This is a genomic window from Paenibacillus humicus NBRC 102415, assembly GCF_004000905.1.
Taxonomy (GTDB): domain Bacteria; phylum Bacillota; class Bacilli; order Paenibacillales; family Paenibacillaceae; genus Paenibacillus_O; species Paenibacillus_O humicus.
In genome coordinates this window covers 26,326-42,658 of the sequence record NZ_BIMD01000043.1, presented here as the reverse complement: position 1 = coordinate 42,658, position 16,333 = coordinate 26,326, and the positions used below count along the sequence as shown (strand labels likewise).

At 50.2% G+C, this 16,333-nt stretch carries 17 protein-coding genes and 2 pseudogenes; 17 read left to right on the top strand and 2 right to left on the bottom strand.

Annotated features, from left to right (window positions below; translation table 11 throughout):
• Positions 1–179 precede the first annotated feature (179 nt).
• The 13 genes and pseudogenes from PHU01S_RS20435 (at position 180) to rpsR (ending at position 10,563) form a co-directional block, all read left to right on the top strand.
• Positions 180–386 (top strand): DUF1657 domain-containing protein, encoded by a 207-nt coding sequence (locus PHU01S_RS20435; RefSeq protein ID WP_029197844.1) that lies wholly within the window; start codon positions 180–182, stop codon positions 384–386.
• An 80-nt stretch (positions 387–466) separates the two neighbouring features.
• On the top strand, positions 467–1,984 hold the full coding sequence (locus PHU01S_RS20430) for a phospholipase D-like domain-containing protein (RefSeq protein ID WP_127509612.1): 1,518 nt from the start codon (positions 467–469) through the stop codon (positions 1,982–1,984).
• A 159-nt stretch (positions 1,985–2,143) separates the two neighbouring features.
• Positions 2,144–2,458 carry a YunC family protein gene (locus PHU01S_RS20425; RefSeq protein ID WP_023559069.1) on the top strand — a complete coding sequence of 105 codons (315 nt, stop codon included), beginning with the start codon at positions 2,144–2,146 and terminating at the stop codon, positions 2,456–2,458.
• Between the two features lie 37 nt (positions 2,459–2,495).
• Positions 2,496–3,422, top strand: a complete 927-nt coding sequence (gene dpsA / locus PHU01S_RS20420) for a dipicolinate synthase subunit DpsA (RefSeq protein WP_054943629.1) — start codon at positions 2,496–2,498, stop codon at positions 3,420–3,422.
• Positions 3,423–3,747: 325 nt separating this feature from the next.
• The gene (locus PHU01S_RS20415; protein ID WP_107338602.1) at positions 3,748–5,922 is read left to right on the top strand and encodes a PAS domain-containing protein; all 2,175 of its coding nucleotides are present in this window, start codon (positions 3,748–3,750) and stop codon (positions 5,920–5,922) included.
• 158 nt (positions 5,923–6,080) lie between these two features.
• Positions 6,081–7,124, top strand: a complete 1,044-nt coding sequence (locus tag PHU01S_RS20410; protein ID WP_107338603.1) for an ATP-binding protein — start codon at positions 6,081–6,083, stop codon at positions 7,122–7,124.
• Between the two features lie 195 nt (positions 7,125–7,319).
• Complete coding sequence (locus PHU01S_RS20405; RefSeq protein ID WP_054943631.1) at positions 7,320–7,757, top strand: Hsp20/alpha crystallin family protein; 438 nt, start codon at positions 7,320–7,322, stop codon at positions 7,755–7,757.
• 105 nt (positions 7,758–7,862) lie between these two features.
• On the top strand, positions 7,863–8,210 hold the full coding sequence (locus PHU01S_RS20400) for a hypothetical protein (protein ID WP_023559073.1): 348 nt from the start codon (positions 7,863–7,865) through the stop codon (positions 8,208–8,210).
• Positions 8,211–8,503: 293 nt separating this feature from the next.
• Positions 8,504–8,659: a hypothetical protein gene (locus tag PHU01S_RS25925; protein ID WP_159067864.1), complete on the top strand. Its 156-nt coding sequence runs from the start codon at positions 8,504–8,506 to the stop codon at positions 8,657–8,659.
• A 175-nt stretch (positions 8,660–8,834) separates the two neighbouring features.
• Positions 8,835–9,023, top strand: a pseudogene (locus tag PHU01S_RS20395) (SpoVA/SpoVAEb family sporulation membrane protein); the annotation flags it as partial.
• A 26-nt stretch (positions 9,024–9,049) separates the two neighbouring features.
• Positions 9,050–9,245 (top strand): annotated as a pseudogene (locus tag PHU01S_RS26730) (phospholipase D-like domain-containing protein); the annotation flags it as partial.
• A 203-nt stretch (positions 9,246–9,448) separates the two neighbouring features.
• The gene (locus tag PHU01S_RS20385) at positions 9,449–9,760 is read left to right on the top strand and encodes a hypothetical protein (RefSeq protein ID WP_127600892.1); all 312 of its coding nucleotides are present in this window, start codon (positions 9,449–9,451) and stop codon (positions 9,758–9,760) included.
• Positions 9,761–10,284: 524 nt separating this feature from the next.
• On the top strand, positions 10,285–10,563 hold the full coding sequence (gene rpsR, locus PHU01S_RS20380) for a 30S ribosomal protein S18 (RefSeq protein ID WP_076357172.1): 279 nt from the start codon (positions 10,285–10,287) through the stop codon (positions 10,561–10,563).
• Positions 10,564–10,678: 115 nt separating this feature from the next.
• Here rpsR and PHU01S_RS20375 read toward each other — a convergent pair whose 3' ends face one another.
• Entirely contained in the window at positions 10,679–12,019 is a 1,341-nt protein-coding gene (locus tag PHU01S_RS20375; protein WP_076357174.1) for a hemolysin family protein, read from the bottom strand.
• A 239-nt stretch (positions 12,020–12,258) separates the two neighbouring features.
• On the opposite strand from PHU01S_RS20375, the gene PHU01S_RS20370 reads away from it, so the two are divergent.
• Positions 12,259–13,020 carry a DUF1836 domain-containing protein gene (locus tag PHU01S_RS20370; RefSeq protein WP_076357176.1) on the top strand — a complete coding sequence of 254 codons (762 nt, stop codon included), beginning with the start codon at positions 12,259–12,261 and terminating at the stop codon, positions 13,018–13,020.
• A gap of 5 nt (positions 13,021–13,025) precedes the next feature.
• Here PHU01S_RS20370 and PHU01S_RS20365 read toward each other — a convergent pair whose 3' ends face one another.
• Positions 13,026–13,379, bottom strand: coding sequence for a DUF4870 domain-containing protein (locus PHU01S_RS20365; RefSeq protein WP_076357178.1), 354 nt, complete (start codon positions 13,377–13,379; stop codon positions 13,026–13,028).
• 191 nt (positions 13,380–13,570) lie between these two features.
• Here PHU01S_RS20365 and PHU01S_RS20360 point away from each other — a divergent pair, with 191 nt between their 5' ends.
• The 3 genes from PHU01S_RS20360 (at position 13,571) to PHU01S_RS20350 (ending at position 16,332) form a co-directional block, all read left to right on the top strand.
• Complete coding sequence (locus PHU01S_RS20360) at positions 13,571–14,692, top strand: LCP family protein (RefSeq protein WP_076357180.1); 1,122 nt, start codon at positions 13,571–13,573, stop codon at positions 14,690–14,692.
• Positions 14,693–14,720: 28 nt separating this feature from the next.
• Positions 14,721–15,131, top strand: coding sequence for a CBS domain-containing protein (locus PHU01S_RS20355; RefSeq protein WP_076357182.1), 411 nt, complete (start codon positions 14,721–14,723; stop codon positions 15,129–15,131).
• Positions 15,132–15,423: 292 nt separating this feature from the next.
• Positions 15,424–16,332, top strand: coding sequence for a DUF2232 domain-containing protein (locus PHU01S_RS20350; protein ID WP_076357184.1), 909 nt, complete (start codon positions 15,424–15,426; stop codon positions 16,330–16,332).
• The last annotated feature ends 1 nt before the right edge of the window (position 16,333 follow it).

Sequence of the window (16,333 nt, the reverse complement as noted above, 5' to 3'; positions counted from 1 at the left end):
AATCTATGTAGGGCTGTACCTGCTGGCTTCAAGCATTGCCAAGAAGGGCATAGATTGCGGTAAGTCTTTTCAGGAAGACTCTAACCCCTGACAATAGCCAATCATCAAATTTTACCATTCATTAATTTTCTGACAGGTTGACATATTACATATGGATGCCATTTCAGGAGGTGATCAACGTGACGGTAGCTTCTCAAGTGAAAACAGCTGTAGCTTCATTAAAAAGCGCGCAGGCCAGCTTTGAACAGTTTGCGTTAAACACACAAAACCAACAGGCCAAAACCACTTTCACAAATGCAGCGCAACAGACACAAAACATCATTGACCAGGTCACTCCACGGTTACAACAAATTGAACAGGAAGAACCGCAGTATAAAGGTTTCTAATAAAGGGCCATGCCGATCTCTTCTCGGCATGGCTGCCCCTTTATTCCCTCGTAGATGACTGGATTGGGAGGCTGATTTTCTTGGCATGGATAGCAGGATTATGGCTAGTAAATACGGCACTATTGATCATCATTGCGGTTCGGGAGGTGCGCCGCCCCGCCAAAGCGTTGACTTGGATATCAGTCGGACTTGTATTACCGATTATCGGATTCGTTTGTTACCTGTTCGTCACGAATCCTGTGCAAATGCGGCGGGACAAGCTCGTTTCTTCGCACAATAACCCAATAGCGTTGCCTACAGCATGTGGTGACTCCGCTTTTGTTATCGCTCGGGCTTTGCAACCTTTGTCTGTCAGTGGCCTTCGAACCGGTTCCGTCCAAATCCTCACGAACGGGATGGAAACCTACGGAAAACTCCTTCAATCAATTCAGGCCGCACAAAAGTCAATCGATCTGGAATATTACATATACCGGAATGACCATATCGGTAAACGTATCACAGATGTGCTGATTGACCGGGCTTTATCCGGTGTGAACATTCGTTTTATAAGGGATGGCTGGGGAAGCCGGTCGTTTCCCAAACATGCGGTTCGCCGGATGATGGAAGCAGGCATTGAATGCAGGACCATCTTTCCCTTGCGAATCCCCTGGGTACTATCCAACTTGACATACCGGGATCATTGCAAGATCGTCATCGTCGACGGAAAGGAAGCCTTCATGGGAGGAATCAACGTTGGGGACGAGTATACTGGAATGAAGCCGGATGTCGGTTTTTGGCGCGACACTCATATGCGGTTAACCGGCGAAACAGCGGATGATGTGAAAGCCGTTTTTGAGGCTCACTGGAAAATGGCGTCACCGGACATGCTCCATTCAACGAGAAAGGCAAAATTTATCCCTGAATCGGCCCAACTTTCAGACGATAAAGCCATTCATCCATTTCTATCCGGCAAAACAGAACGATCCGGATACGGATGGGAATGGGGATCGGAGCTGGGAACGATGGAAGGCACCCTCATGGGAAAAGCTTCCCCGTCCAAGGATTCGCATAACGTCTATATACAGATATTCGAAGGCAATCCCGGGCTGCCTACTCCGGTCATTCGGGAAATGCATTTCATCTGCCTGACGCAGGCGACCCGAACCATCGACGTGACCAACCCTTATTTTATACCAGATGCGGATATCATGATGGCCATCAAAACAGCCGCGGCGCGTGGCGTTCGAGTGCGATTACTGGTGCCGCGCCAAGTGATTCCTAAAGTTGCAGGAGCTGCAAGCCGTACGTATTATGGCGAACTCGTGGAAGCAGGGATCGATGTGTTTCAGTACAACAAAGGGGTATTGCACGCGAAAGTCATGATTATCGATGGCGAGATTGCCGAAGTGGGTTCGTCCAACTACGATCTCCGTAGTTACCGTTTAAACTACGAAGTGTGTGCAGTGATGTATCATTCCGATGTGGCCCGGGAGCTTACGGAACAATTCGAACGGGATCTCGCCGAGGCTACTCCATATCGTTTGGAAGATCATATACATCGTACTTCTTCCGAGCGCATGCTTGATCAAGCGGCGCGTTTGTTGTCTCCTTTGTTATAAATCTCAAAAGTTACATGGAATTGAATCGAAGTCCAGTTTCCACTGGCGAAAGGGGAGAAGGCTTCCAACGAAGACAAGTAATATCGGATTTGGGCTACCGTCTATGGTGCAAATATCACGCCCGGCATATAGTGTAGAAAAAAAGGAGCTGCATCATAGATGATCATGATGAAACCGATTGAAGTGGAAGGTCATCAGGTTATAAGTATCGAGGTCGCCCTGCCCAAAACAACACTTCTTGCCATCACAACCGATCACGGATATATCATGTGCGGCGCGCTGGATATCCGTTTGTTAAATGAGAAATTAAACGATCGCCGCATTGTCGCAGGACGCGCAACCGGGGTGCGAACCATAGAGCAATTGCTGGATGCCCCACTCGATATGGTTACTACAGAGGCGGAATTACGCGGAATTCGCCCTGGAATGAAAGGAGCAGATGCGCTTTTAAAGATGGTAAGCGGGGGCAGGTAATTGTTGAGTCCATTCTTAAGGAAAGTAGGGGGATTTTTTGTTAACGGGTCTGCATATTGTCTTCCTTGGAGGCGATGCCCGGCATCTTGAAATCATTCGGTCATTCACTGACCTGGATGCAAATGTTGCGGTAATCGGTTTTGAAGATTTGCACGAACAACTTCATGAAGTCCATTATTCCAAGCTTACGAAGGAGGTTCTTCGCAAAGCGGACATATTGATATTACCGGTTGTCGGTACAGACGACCATGGCAGAGTAGAATCTTCATTTTCAGCTGAAACGCTATTGCTGAACAAGGAATATATGTCTTCCTTGCCGAAACACGCAAAAGTCTATACTGGCATAGCCAAGTCCTACTTGAAGAACCTTTGCGCGGAACTGGGGATCGATCTGATTGAATTATTCAGCAGGGACGATGTTGCCATCTTCAATTCCATTCCCACTGCGGAAGGCGCCTTAATGATGGCCATTCAACATACGGACATTACCATACATGGTTCGCGTTGTATGGTGCTGGGCTTGGGGAGAATCGGTCTTACGTTAGCCGGTATGCTTCACCGCCTGGGGGCACGCGTCAAAGCGGGTGTGCAGAAACCGGAGGAGTTTGCACGTGCCTGGGAGATGGGGATTGAGCCGTTTAATACGAAAGATTTGTACGATGAAGGCGTAAATGTGGATATTATTTTTAACACAGTTCCGGCGCATATTCTTAGTTCTCGTGTTTTAACCCGTATTCCGCATCACGCTATCATTATTGATTTGGCTTCCAAACCTGGTGGGACTGATTTTCGTTTTGCCGAAAAACGTGGAATCAAGGCCTTGTTGGCACCAAGTTTACCGGGATTGGTCGCGCCAAGAACGGCTGGACGTATATTGGCGAGTACGTTATGTCAATTGATCCAGGACGAACGGAGTCGAAACCGAGAGCAAATGGACATACTTTCCTGTCCTTCCGGGATATGAGATCGTGAACACTGAATAACGAATCAATTGAAGGTGTGATTACTTGTGTATACTTGATCATAGAGGCTGGCAACTTTGCCGGCCTCCGTCTTATTTTCGTAAGAATTCGGATGATGAAGTGCGTGGTGAAGCGGCTCTTTCGCAGATCACAAGTCGGTTCCGTTTCCATGGCTAGCGTTCGGGGACTCCAAGTTAAGTTGGTCTCGGAATCTTGTTCCAACTGTTACAAATGACCTATATAATAGAGTACATACATAGGTTCTTAACAGAAGAACGTTACGTATGCAACTATACGCTTATTGCACAGTCGGAGGTTACTTGCACAATGGATATTTCAGATTTGCTTTCGCATCCTGTCGCCCACCACGCATTTCATTATACACTTGTCGGAAAAGCTATGGTTCGGCTCGGCGGGGAAGTGGAAATGGTCAATCGCTCGCTATGCAACATGCTGGGCTATACAGAACAAGAACTGCTGCGAATGAGAATACATGATATCATTTATACGGAAGACGTTCCATTATATAACGGATCCATCAATGACTTGTTAGGCGGTAATTCCGATTATGTCGAAATGGAAAACCGTTATATTTGTCTTGACGGCAGACACAAATGGGGAACGACAACCCTATCGATCATCGAAGTGGAGGAATATCCGGAAAGGATATTCTTGATCCAGATTCAGGAGATCACGTATCGCAAAAGGCTTGTTGAATTGAACGAGGAATACGCGGATAAATTCAGAATGCTTGCTGACAATCATTCCGATCTTGTTTACGACGTCATGTTGGATGGAAGTATCAGCTATGTGAACCGCGCCTGCACGAAATTATTGGGCTATGACTTATACGAATTGGAAAGAACACTTGGAGACATCATTTGGAAAAGTCTGGAGCACGTGACGGAAACGTATACCAATGCCCGGTTTGAAATGGAAACTTCAATTGAAGCGAAAGACGGCCAAATATTAAAATTCAGCGTATTGCATATCCCGAATTTCATTCAGAATGAACTCGTAGGGCTGCATTGCATCGCAAGGGATATTACCCTGCAATCCAGTATGGAAAAGGCCCTGAAGCACAGCGAGAAAAAGTATCGTTTGTTAGCGGACCACACGGGGGAAATGATTGCTACACTGAATATCAATGGCATTATCTACTACATATCGCCGGCGTGCAAACCATTGCTGGGTTATGATGCGACGGAATTGATAGGAAGACCTGTCTGGGAACTGTTCTATCCTCCCGATATAGAAAAATTGGACAACTCGCAAGAGTGGATGAATGAAGACGGTTATGTCAACATTTTGCGATTACGTCGAAGAGACGGCTCCTTTGTTTGGGTGGAGGTCGTAAGCAACACGCTACGGTACGATTCGGGCAATGTTCGTGAAATAGTTAAGGTTTTTCGAGATATCACGAGCCGAAAGACGCTGGAAGACGTCCTGGCTACTCAAGAACGTGTCATGAGTGGTATTGTCGAAATGATGGATGTCGGCGTTGTGATTTGTGATGAAAATGGGATATTGACAAGCATGAATAGAGCCGCAAGACAATTGCACGAATTCGTACAGATACCTCTTTCTCCCGAACACTGGAGTTCTACATACGGATGGTATGAATCGGATGGAAAAACGCTGTTGAGCAAGGAACGCGTCCCGCTTTATCGGGCGTATCGGGGCGAAAGTTTCCGCGATCTGGAAATGGTCGTTAAAAAGTCGAATGGCGAGCATCGCCTCGTTCTCTGTCATGGGAAGCCGATCATTGTTCACAATAAAATTGTGGGCGGCATTTGTGTCATGCACGATATTACCGAATTTGATGCAGCCAAGCAATCTGCTCATCAGGCAGACAAATTATCCATAGCGGGTCAAATGGCCGCGGGAATTGCGCATGAAATTCGAAACCCGCTTACCGCGCTGAAAGGATTTCTGCAATTGTTAAGCGCCGGCAACGAAAATGGAAGTAAGTACTACGATATTATGAAGGATGAATTAACTCGTATCGAACTTATTCTAAATGAACTGCTGGCCTTAGCCAAACCGCAAGAGATGAACATGACGCGGCATGATCTTTCCGAGCTGATTCAGGATATCGTCGTGCTGCTTCAGGCGCAGGCCACTTTACATAATGTTGAAATTCACTTTCATCCAACCAAGGAATCCGTGCAGATCCGGTGCGATGGAAATAAAATCAAACAGTTATTTATTAATTTGATTAAGAATGCCATTGAAGCGATGCCTGAAGGGGGAACTGTCTGGATCGAACAAATGCGATGCGATGAATGGGTTAAAGTAAGCATAAGGGATAACGGGGTTGGAATTCCGCAAGAATTGTTGCAAAAGATCGGACAACCCTTTTTTACGCAGAAAGAGACAGGAACGGGTCTCGGGCTATCCATTTGTTATCAGATTGCAGAGTATCACAATGCGAATATTGAGGTTGCAAGCGAGGTTGGTGAAGGTACAACTTTCACCGTATCGTTTCCCGTCGCTCTGTAACAACGAATTTAATAACTTCTTTGAAAGTGGGTTTAATTTTATTCATAACCCATCCACTTCGTGACGAGAAATTCGCTCGCTTGTTTACTGCAGTTTGCATATGATAAGTGGCAGGGAAGGGAGTTAATGGAGGAAGCAAATGGAGGACGTTAATAGAGATGAAGCAAATCGTAGAGTTCCTTATGAATTCCGATCAAATGGATATTGGACTGGCTGTCGTTGATTCAGAAGCCAGAATTTTATGGTTAAATACAACCATGAACACATGGTACTCAGTAACCCCCGAAGAAGAATTCCCTGCACACTCGGCAATACAAGCGATCGTGGGGCAAGTATTGCAGGATAAAAAGAATTACCCGGGAGTACTCGTACAAGAGAAGTTAGATGGCAAAGTGCGATCCATGATCGCCTATGTATACCCTCAGTTAAAAGGGGAATGTTTTGTTCTAATGGCCGATATCCAAGATTTTCAACAGTACGTGCAAATTCAATGTGAGAAAGAAAGAAGGGAAACGATTGGGCATATGGCGGCGGGCACAGCCAATATCATTTTAAATCCTTTAGCGGTAATCAAAGGGACGCTTCAACTTCTGGAAAAAAGTTCGAAGGATCATGTTTCCGTTTTGCAATTTGCGGCATCTCTGCCTCATCAGAAAATGACAGGATACTTTAAGCTGCTCGATGAGCAAATTCAGACGATCGACAAAGCGTTGCAGCGGTTTTTGCTCTTTGGAAAGCCTTCCGAATTGAAATTTGTTCCTGTTTCCGTCATTTCGTTCATGCAGGAATGGGTTCCCGGTATACAAATCCAAGCACTAGACAAAAAAGTGCGTTTCGCTTTGGAATATCCGGAGCGAAACGGCTTTGTGTTAGGAGACCCCAAGCTGCTGCGAGCGGCGCTGCAAGAAATCATTGACAACGCATTAGATGCAAGTCCCCCAGGTTCTGTCTTAACGCTCCGAATAAACATTACGGATAATCATATCCACATCATTGTTCGCGATCAAGGAGCAGGAATTCCAAAAGATCTGCAGTCCCGAATCATCCTACCGTTTATTACAAGTAAACCGGACGCTATCGGATTTGGGCTTAGTTTCAGTCATGCTATGATCGCAAAAATGGGGGGCTCTTTGAATTTCGAAAGCTCGGAGGTCGGCACAAATGTTATCGTTCAATTACCGACATTTACGGGAACAACTTAAAATTGTCGGTAACATTGCTGTAAATGCCAATGGCTACACAACAAACCCTCAAAAATTTTTTTCGGGGGCTATTGCCGGGAGTTTCTGACCAAAGGCATATTCCAATTCAACTATGCAGGGTAGCAAAGAATAATATTTTCCGAAGAGTACAAAATAAAGCTGAAAAAAAGATAATGTGACAATGGAGGAACTTACATGCCGCTCATTCCTTGGGATTCGTTTCGCAATACCGATCTATGGAGAAGGGATTTGGAAAAAATTTTTAACGAAGGTTTTCCTGAAATAGGCGCGCGTCTGGGATTTGCTACCCCTCGTATTGATGTATTTGAGACTGAACATGAAGTGATTGCTTCTTGTGAAATCCCTGGTTTGGATAAAAAAGAAGACCTTCATATCGATGTGGATGAAAACATGCTTACAATTAGTGGGACCATAAAGCAAGCGAATGAAGTGAAGCAGGAACAAATACATCGCAAAGAACGGTTTGTCGGACGGTTCCAACGGTCGGTGTCTTTGCCATCACGCGTTCAAACGGAAGGAACGACAGCCACGTACCGCAACGGTGTCCTTGAAGTTCGCATGCCGAAATTAAAAGCCGATACCCAACGGCAAATTGATGTGCAGTTTCATTAAAATGAATTGTGAGATCACAATATAGGCGTTACATGAAAAATGGGCGCTTGCACATAATAAGCTTTGGGGGATGAAGTCCTACCATATTGAAGGAGGTCAAAAATCGTGTATCAACAAAACCTTTCACAGCAAGCAAGCCAATGCGCGCAGATTATTCAACAGTTGATCCAGCAAACCCAGCAATCGAGCAACATGTATCAACAAATGTTGCAACAGGAGCAGCAAAACGCCGCCCAACTGGATCAGCTGGCCCAGAAAGAACGTCAAGCGGTTCAAACCATTCAATCTGTTCTGCAAGGACATCAAACTGCCATACAGCAGATGCAGCAGGCGATGCAAATTTGTTCTCAGCTTCAACAAACAGCGCAACAACAAGCCGGCGTGCAGAATGCGGGCTGGCCAATGGCTCAGAGCTGGCAGAATCAGAATTTGCAGCCACGGCAGTATCAATAGAACAGCAAGTGAAAAAACGATCGCTTTAAAAAGAAGGCGGTCGTTTTTTCACTTGACGATGCGTATACCCCAAAACCATTCAGCCGATTTTCTTTGCAAATAAGTCCCAAATGCCGCGCAAAAGGTTCAGCAACATGCCGAACGAGACTTGCACCCCTGCCTTGCCTAGCGCCTTCAGCCTCCCGAGCCAACCAGCGCGCCTTGGCTTGGGAGGCGACCTGACAAGCAAGCTGCGCAAGATTTGGGAGGGATACAGGCATGGCAACTGCAAAATTTCGCGAGGAGCAGTAATCGTGATCAGCGTATGCAAGGTTTGCGGGGCTGAAGAGCGGGAGGATACGAAGGCGGCAGCGGAAGGCAGTGTATCCGACACCATTCTTCATTTAGTCTGCCTTGCGGATCGGCAGCAGTACATCGGCGGTACAGCTGCGGATCATTTGCTGCCCTAGCCGGGATCTGCTTCCGGTTTTGTTCATGGATGGACTAGAAGCCCTTGAATTGCGGTTCTTCCCTGGGTGCTTTTCAGCGAAGCCAGGCAAGTTTTGACCTGAGTAGCTACAGTCATTGCCCCAATCCCTCCTTTCCTGATTATCTCTCATATAAGATAAGATGTCTTTTTCAGCTGCGGGCGCCGTCGCGACCGTCCCGATCACCAGTTTTGGAAACTCTCTGGTTCATGGTGCGCTTCAGGAGCTGCAGCAGGATGGATGGATCGGCATCATCATCGGGATTTTTGAGTTAACGAGCGCCGGCGTTTCAGCAGCGATCATTTTCTCTTTTCTTGCGTCGCTCGTAGCAAAGCCTCGTGGATAAAGCATGTGCCCGGCTTCTAAGATAGGAGCCGTACCTACTACGGAAGCCGGGTACAGATTTACATGTACGAAAAAGGGATGCTGCACGCAAAGGTGATGGTCGTCGATGAGGAAACGGCTGTGGTATGTTCGGCGAATTATGATTTTAAGAAGCAATCGCCTCAATTACAAGGTGTGCGAAGTTTTGTACAGCGCCGGCGTAGCGCGGGAACTCACGGAGCAATCTGCTTGCCTCGCTGTTATAGCTCGCGGGTTAACGCACCAGGTATGGTATGAATTTCTTACAAGACATTTCATAGAGGAGCATCCTACAGAACAGATTTATGACGATTTGTGTAAAGAACTAGGAGTAACGCTCACCTGTAATGCCTGGAGACGTTTCGAGAGCTGCATACCGCATTCGAGCTCGCTTACCGTGCGCAGGGCTTGAAGCCGCAGCGCCACGGCCTGCCGCTGCATACAGCTAAGGAGTGGAACGCAATGCTGGCCGCAGCCGGGTTTATGAACCCGCGGCGCCGCCAAAACGTCCGCATCGAACGGTACCCGACGGTGCGCGATTTTCTCCATGCGATAAAAGCGATCGGCGCCAGCGCCTCGGTAGCCTCCCCTTCCGGCCGAATCGGCCTACGCCGCCTTTTTCACGACATGTTCCAGCACTACGAGACGCGATACGGCGACTCTAATGGCATCCTTGCGACATATGAGCTGCTGTTGCTGCATGGTTTCGCTCCGAAATAAAGTATCACCGAGGGAGAGGATGAAGAACAGGAAACCGTCTACGGAACGTTAGCGTATATTATGTTGAAATTGGCAGTAATGACGAAGCGAATAATCATAAACAGCTAAATCCTTAGAGTAAGAAAAATAACAGGGACAACGAGGGCTTAGTACAAAAATTTACATATGCATCTCTCGTCTGGAAAAGTTTAAATTCTGCATGTTTAGTTCTGGAGAGACAAATAGACTACCAGAACAACCAATCGTGGCAGCCTATTTGCTCTAAGTGCAAGGAGGGGACTGTACCCCACCATTAGTATATATACCGAGGAGGTTGTTTAAGTACAATTATCGAGTCGGAACGAGGTCCGATTTAAACATTTGATTTCTAGACGTATTTGTGGTAATTTTAGAAAAGTGAATTCACGGTTTACACAGGGACGGTGTGTAACCAATAAAAACTCAATTAGAACAAGGAGTATTGGGGAATTACACAGTATGCGTTCTTCAATACTCCCGTTCTAACTAGAAAGGACGGATAAACCATGGGATTCAAGCAAAGAGAAGACGGCGGCGAGCGTCCAGAACGCAAATTCCGCAAAGGCGGCCGTAACAAGCGCCGTAAAGTCTGCTACTTCACCGTGAACAAAATCAAGCACATTGATTACAAGGACACGGATCTGCTCAAGAAATTCATCAGCGAGCGCGGCAAAATTCTGCCACGCCGTGTAACGGGCACCAGCGCGAAATACCAGCGCGCCCTGACGACCGCTATCAAGCGTTCGCGTCAAGTTGCACTGCTGCCATATACGACGGACAACTAAGCCGTTGCGACAACAGCTCTTCCGGATTTCCGGAGGGGCTGTTTTTAGTTTGCCTGGACAGCCGCTTCGGCATGCAAAAAAAAGCCCCGCTCATAAGAGCAGGGCTGAAGCGGGATCAGTCTTCCTGATCGTGAAGCTCAGGAGTATCTTCGAATTCATCGGCCGAATCGCGTATGATCATCTCGACCTTGCGGATCCGGTTCTTGGTCGCTTCGCGAATGATGAAGGTCATGTTGTCGAATTCGTACCGGAATCCGGGCTTCGGCGAAGGGATGCGGGCGTAGAGCCAGCCTCCGATCGTATCGGTGTCTTCGTCGTTGAAGTCGTGTCCGACCATATGGCCAAGCTCATCGAGGGAAACCTTGCCGTCCAGCAGGTAGCAGTTCTCCTCAAGCTTCTCGATCTCGCGGCGCTCGTCTTCATCGAACTCATCGCGGATCTCGCCGACGATCTCCTCCAGAATGTCCTCGATCGTGATGAGGCCGGATGTGCCGCCGTACTCATCCACAAGAATGGCGATATGGACGCGGTCGCGCTGCATGCGCTGCAGAAGCTGCTTGACCGGGATGCTCTCCGGCACCGACAGGACGGGATGAATGAGATCCTTCATCTTGAATTCCTTGTCTTCCTGGTAAGTCAGGAAGAGCTGCTTCGTGTTGATCATGCCGACGATGTTGTCCTTGCTCTCGGTAGCGACAGGGAATCGGGTATATTGTTCACGCTGGATGACAGCCAGGTTCTCTTCGCGGGTATGGTTCGTGAACAGGCAGACCATATCGGTGCGCGGCACCATGATCTCTCTGGCGACCATCTCATCGAAAGCGAAGATCCGGCTGACATAGCCGTATTCGGTCGTGTTGATCTTGCCGCTCTGGAGGCTTTCGCTCAGGATGATCTGAATTTCCTCTTCGGAGTGGGCATCCTCATGCTCCTTGGCGGGATGCAGGCCGAACAGGCGGATCAGGCCGTTGGCGGAGCCGTTCAGCACCCAGATGAACGGGTAGAGCACTTTATGGAACAGGATGATTGGCTTGGCAACGAGAAAGCTGATGAATTCGGCTTTTTGGATCGCCCAGGATTTAGGGGCCAGCTCGCCGACGACCACGTGAAGATAGGTCACGATGACAAAAGCGATCAGGAAGGACAGTAGACTACTCACTCTCTCATTCAGTTCGAATCGAGTGAATAGCGGATGCAGCAGCTCCTCTACAGTAGGTTCGCCGAGCCAGCCAAGACCGAGGGCGGTAATGGTGATACCGAGCTGACAGGCGGACAGGTAACCGTCCAGGTTGCTGGTAACGCGCTGCACGGCTAAGGCGCCTTTGCGGCCTTCAAGCACCAGCTGGTTGACGCGGCTGGGGCGGATTCGGATAATGGCGAATTCCGTTGCTACAAAGAAGGCGGTCAAAAAGATAAGCAAAGCCACCAAAGCCAAATTTAAGCCTATACTGTCCATTCGTGTACATCGACATCCTTTTCATCTTAGAATAAGTTCTTATGAACCAGTATAACGAACTTGAGGATCTCACTTCAACTGTTTGAAAAGGCCTTGCCGGACGGTATAAGCTCATTAGCGGTCTTTGTCACGCAGAAATAAGCTCTTTTCATGCCCGCGCTTGCCTTTACAGGCCTATTTGCGGGCTTTATGATAGGTTCATATGATCGGATAACGAATCCGAAGGGAGGAAAGCGGCAGTGGAATCATTTCTGCTTAAGCGCAGCGAAATGGCGGCGCTGCTCATGTCTCTGGACGGGAAGGGCGAACTCACCCCGATTCAGATCGTCCAGCAGGCCTGGAAAAAGGGCCATCGCAAGCAAGTAAGCTCGGGCAGGGCACTGCCGGCGTTCCTGTCCACGGATTGGCCGGCCGTTCTGGAGAAGCTAATGAAGGGACAGGGACTCAAGGGAATGTCCCTCCAGGAGGCTGCGGCTCTCGGCCAGCTGATTCCATATGCGGGCCTCTCCATCACGGCCATGCAGAACTGGGTCAAGCGGGACTTCAAGCGGTACTTTGAATCGCCCAAAGCCGGCAAGAAGTACTCGCTCGAACAGGCGGCGCTTCTATTCATTATCGATGACTTGAAGGCCAGTCTGGACTTTGAATCCATCCGCAAGCTTCTGGGCCGGCTGTTCGGCTGCGGAGGAGAGAAAAGCCTTCTCAGCCCCGTGGACTTTTACCAGGCTTATTCTGCTCTATTTGAAGAATTGGATGCCGACGGAGATCAAATTCTTGATGCGGCTCCCTCGGAGACCGCAGCCGGCAACGGCATGGAGAGCAGCCTGGAGACCAAGGCAAGGGAAGGGGCAAGCCGCTATATCAGCGGCTTGTCCGGCTTGGATGAAGCGGAGGCCGAAGCGCTCGGCAATCTGCTGCTGATCGCCGTGTTCTCCGTTCAAGCCGCCTATTTCCATTCCCTGTCGAGAAGGTACTGCAACGCCACGCTGTTCCTGAACTGATTGGGCTAGAACTCGCCGCTGATCATCTCGGCCCAGTCCCCGAGCACGGGCAGCCGGGCTTGCTTGCCCTGCAAGGAAACGATCATGAGGCCGATCCAGACCAGCAGGGCGAGCGGAGCGAGCAAGCCTCCAAGCAGCCAGCCGATGACGGGGATGAGGGCGAAAACCATGCTCAGGCATAGGTAAGCTGCGGAGAAAAGGATGGATTGCACGGCATGGAAGCGGACATACCGGCTCTTCTTTTCCAATAGAAGGAGCAGGAAGGCTCCGACGAAGCTGCCGAGATAACCGAGGAATGCGGCCAGACGCGGATCGAGGCCGGTGGAAGACGGATCGGGTCTTCTTGGAGAAGGGTGCATGTCCAGGCTCCTTTTCCATAAAATACAGTCATTAGGCCATGTTTATGTGCATTGGCGCGCGGGTATGCGATGGATACAGGGCTATTTGCGATCAAGTTTTAAGCAATTTGTAACTATTCTTTAAGGTTACTCGTCTACAGTTAGGCTAAAATGAATGGAGCCGTGCACCCTCAGCAGAAAGGAATTCAATCATGAAACCCAAAAAATCTCGCGCCCGCAAGGCGTGGACATGGACGGCTTCCGTCCTGGCCGTCCTTCTCGTCCTGGGAACCGTAGGCTATTTCAACCGGACTACTCTCGCCTTATGGGGCTTTGATATGTTTCTTTCCAAAAAAGTAGAGAAGCAGCTGGAGGGCTCGTACCAGCCGACCGTAGACAGCAAGCCGCCCGCAGCCAATCCCGTTAAATACCAAAAAGCCGACCCGTACTCCGTCCTCCTCCTTGGAGTGGATGCGCGCGGCGCCGAGCAAGGACGCTCGGACACGATGATGTTTACGGTCGTTCGTCCATCCGATGGAGCGATCCTGATGGTCTCCATGCCGCGCGACACCTACACGGAGATCGTCGGCAAGGACAAGAAGGACAAAATTACGCATGCCTATGCATTCGGCGGAGCCAAAATGGCCGTCGATACGGTGGAGAATCTGCTGGGCAACCAGGTCGATTATTATGCCGCGGTCAACTTCGAGGGCTTCCGCAACCTGATCGACGCGATGGGCGGCATTCCGCTGCCGGTCGAGAAGGATCTCGTCAACAAGGAAGCCGATCATGAGAAGTTCGTCGTCAAGGCCGGCCAGAGCAAGTACAACGGCACCGACGCGCTCAACTTCGTCCGCTACCGCGAAGACGCCGGAGGCGACATCAGCCGCACCGAGCGCCAGCAGGCGTTCGTGGAATCCATCATGGACGAGGCTTCCAGCGTATCCTCATGGACGCGCATTCCGGAATTCGTCGGCATCATGGGCAAAAACTTCGCGACCGACATTCCGCCATCGGAGATGATCGACAAAGCCAAGGCGATGCTGCAGAGCGGCAACCGCGCCATCTATACCCATACGCTCAAGGGCGAAGGGCATAAGCTTAGCGAGAATGGGGCCTGGTACTACTTTGCCGACGAGAAAGACGTCGAGGCGAGCAAGAAGCTGATCGCCGACTGGATGAACAAATCCTTGACGATCGAGCAGCTGACGGGCGCCGCATCGAAGGACAGCGAAACGCTGGACGCCTCTTCGGGGTCGACCAACGATGCCAAGAGCGAATCCGGCAAAGGACCGGAGGTCACGACGGCTTCTTCCGATGACGAGAACCAGTGACCTTCTCCAAGATAGGAGAAGCTGAGAAATGAATATTGCTTTTTTTCTTCTGCCCAAGGCAGAGACGATTACATTGACGCTTGAAGCGACGCTTCGGCAGACGCTGGAGAAGATGGAATACCATCGCTATACGGCGGTGCCGATCCTGGATAAGAACGGCGCGTATGCGGCCACGGTCACGGAGGGCGACCTTCTCTGGTTCATGAAGAACGAGAATCTCAGCTTCGAGCAGACGAGCCGCGTCACCTTGTCGGAGGTGCCGATGCGGGTGAGGAACAAGCCGGTCCGCATCGATGCCAACATGGAGGATCTCATCTCGCTTGCCAAGGTGCAGAACTTCGTGCCGGTCGTCGACGACATGCAGCGCTATATCGGCATCGTCCGGCGCAGCGACATCATCGACTATTGCGCCAAGTCCATCTTCCAGGAGAAATCCTGAAGCAAGCTTCCTGCATGCCCTGCCGCGTTTGCGGCAGGGCATTTTTTGCGCGGATCCAAGCCGCCGCTGCAGCGCGGGCGGGCCGGAGCTCGCCTGGCGGCCGTCCAGAGAGCCTGTCGGATGACGGCTGGAACGGCGGAGAGTCCCCCGGGAGGAGAGAGGCAGGCAATCCCAGCCGTACGGGCGTAGCTTGCACCGGGCGGATTTGTGTTATAATGAGAGGTACAGCTTCCTGCGTTTTTTGGCGGGAGGCGCATTGATAGACCTTTATTAATCCAAGAGGTGAACGGGTTTGAAATTCGGTGGGAAATCCATCCTGTGGAGCGCTATTGCTCTCTTGCTGCTGCTCTCTATGGGAGTGCCGCTGCTGAACTGGCTGACCGTCGCCTTGATCATGGTGCCGTTCGTGGTTCTATACGCCACTTTGTCCAGAGGAATGTTCGCCGCTCATATCGTGCCGGTATTGCTGATCGCCTTTTTCGTGCCGGGCAGCGGACCCGCCTCTGTCATTATCGGACTCTTCTTCCTCGTGCCCGCTATCGTAATGGGCCATCATTACCGGCAGGGCAAGCCCGTCCGCAGGACCATGACGGCGGTGCTGCTCACGATACTCGGGCTGGCGCTGGTCGAGCTGCTCGTGTTCGAGTCGGTATTCGGCGTCTCTCTGATCCGCGAGATGCAGGACCGGATGCAGGATATGCTAGGCAACATAGCGAGCCAAGGCTTGATGTCGGATATTTGGACGCCGGAGAATACCGATATGGTCGTGAAGATGACGGTACAGGCGATTCCTCAGGCGCTGCTCTTGATGGCGTTCGCGGCAACGGCTGTCGCGCAGTATTTGTCCCGGAGGGCGCTGGCCGGCTTCGGCATGGCCGTTCCCGGAATGCCGCCCGCCCATGAATGGCGCTTGCCCCGGGTGCTCGTCACGTACTATCTGATAGCGCTGGTCGTGCAGATGTTCATCCCGGCTGGGGACAGCTCGTTCCTGTCGGTCGCTCTGATGAACCTGGTTCCGCTGCTTCGCATGGCCTTCACGGTCCAGGCGATGGGCTTTTTCTTCTTCCTGGCGCATCAGAAGGGCTGGGCGAAGCCCGTTCCGGTCATCATCAGCATCATCCTGCTCATCTTCCCTCCGCTCAGCCTGATCGGAGTGCTGGATGCGGCCTTCCCGATCCGCAAGTCGTTCCAGAAACATTGAA

What these genes read in the sequence shown, in the direction of transcription:
- PHU01S_RS20405 (WP_054943631.1), top strand. Translation starts at nt 7,320, where the DNA reads ATGCCGCTCATTCCTTGGGATTCGTTTCGCAATACCGATCTATGGAGA.
- PHU01S_RS20360 (WP_076357180.1), top strand. Translation starts at nt 13,571, where the DNA reads ATGAAACCCAAAAAATCTCGCGCCCGCAAGGCGTGGACATGGACGGCT.
- PHU01S_RS20375 (WP_076357174.1), bottom strand. Translation starts at nt 12,019, where the DNA reads ATGGACAGTATAGGCTTAAATTTGGCTTTGGTGGCTTTGCTTATCTTT.
- PHU01S_RS20365 (WP_076357178.1), bottom strand. Translation starts at nt 13,379, where the DNA reads ATGCACCCTTCTCCAAGAAGACCCGATCCGTCTTCCACCGGCCTCGAT.
- PHU01S_RS20415 (WP_107338602.1), top strand. Translation starts at nt 3,748, where the DNA reads ATGGATATTTCAGATTTGCTTTCGCATCCTGTCGCCCACCACGCATTT.
- PHU01S_RS20355 (WP_076357182.1), top strand. Translation starts at nt 14,721, where the DNA reads ATGAATATTGCTTTTTTTCTTCTGCCCAAGGCAGAGACGATTACATTG.
- PHU01S_RS20425 (WP_023559069.1), top strand. Translation starts at nt 2,144, where the DNA reads ATGATCATGATGAAACCGATTGAAGTGGAAGGTCATCAGGTTATAAGT.
- rpsR (WP_076357172.1), top strand. Translation starts at nt 10,285, where the DNA reads ATGGGATTCAAGCAAAGAGAAGACGGCGGCGAGCGTCCAGAACGCAAA.
- PHU01S_RS20410 (WP_107338603.1), top strand. Translation starts at nt 6,081, where the DNA reads ATGAAGCAAATCGTAGAGTTCCTTATGAATTCCGATCAAATGGATATT.